The sequence below is a fragment of the Bacillus sp. SIMBA_005 genome (assembly GCF_046535585.1).
Taxonomy (GTDB): domain Bacteria; phylum Bacillota; class Bacilli; order Bacillales; family Bacillaceae; genus Bacillus; species Bacillus pumilus.
The window spans coordinates 1-277 of sequence record NZ_JAWRWI010000295.1 but is presented as its reverse complement, the minus strand read 5'-3'; the positions used below and the strand labels follow the sequence as shown (position 1 = coordinate 277).

Here is a 277-nt window from a genome sequence, read left to right as displayed (position 1 = left end):
CGGCATAGCTTTCCGGCGCGCCGAGGGCGTGTTCGCCGTTGACCGGGCAGCGGCCTTCGCTGGCCTGGAGCTCGGCGACCTGGGTGCGCAGCGGAGCGACCAGCAGGTAAACGACCTGGGTCCGGGCGCGCAGCGTGTACTCCTGGTAGGCCGGGATCGCGATGGCGGCGAGGATGGCGATGATCGGCACGGCGACCACCGCGATCACCGCCAGCACGATCGCGGTGATCGCGCAGCCGGACAGGCCCTTGCGCGGGACCACCACGGCGGCGGGTGC

At 72.6% G+C, this 277-nt stretch carries 1 protein-coding gene; it reads right to left on the bottom strand.

Annotated features, from left to right (window positions below):
- On the bottom strand, positions 1-277 hold a 277-nt coding region (locus SB660_RS20180), incomplete at both ends, for a pilin (RefSeq protein WP_410584078.1).